Raw genomic sequence first — 627 nt, forward strand, 5'->3', positions numbered from 1 at the left:
AACCCGTCATCGACATCGACACCCATACAGACGAGGCACACCGGATTCGGACGCACTTGCTCGGCATCGAGAAACAGAAATTTCTGGCCGATCGCACTGAATCGCATCGAGGGCCTGGTCGGCGATTGCGTCCGCTTGAGGCCACGTTCGTCCGTACCTGAAAGGACGTTCTTGGGGTCGCCCCCGCGCCGGCGAGCGGGGATGCTGGAGACGGAAAGGAACCACCGATCATGAGCGAGGACACGGCCACCACCACGACGACACCAGCTGATCTCGATCAGCTCTGGCGCCGCTTCTCGAGCGATGTGCGGGCCTTCATCGCCCGCCGGGTCTCCCGGCCCGAGGACGCCGACGACATCTTGTCGATCGTGTTCCTGCGAATGGCCAAGAGCCTGGACAATCTGCGCGATCAGGACCGGCTCCTCGGGTGGATGTATGCCATCACCCGGAACGCGATCACCGACTACTACCGGTCCGCGCCCCATCGGCGTGAGCTGGCCGTCGACGCCGTCCCCGAAAACCCTGCCGAACCGGATGCCGACGAGGTGGCGGAGAAGGAACTCGCCTCCTGCCTGGTGCCGATGCTCTCGGGGCTGCCCGCCGAGCAGGCCGCGGCGGTGAAGATGG

Annotated in this window: 1 protein-coding gene; it reads left to right on the forward strand. The window is 65.1% G+C overall.

Features of this window, described 5'->3' with window-relative positions; translation table 11 throughout:
• Positions 1–230: 230 nt before the first annotated feature.
• Positions 231–627, forward strand: a 397-nt coding sequence (locus tag P3H15_RS54340) for a sigma-70 family RNA polymerase sigma factor (protein ID WP_276144877.1), incomplete at its 3' end; no start/stop codon positions are given.

It is taken from the genome of Rhodococcus sp. T2V (genome assembly GCF_029269925.1).
GTDB classification, from domain to species: Bacteria; Actinomycetota; Actinomycetes; order Mycobacteriales; family Mycobacteriaceae; genus Rhodococcus_F; species Rhodococcus_F koreensis.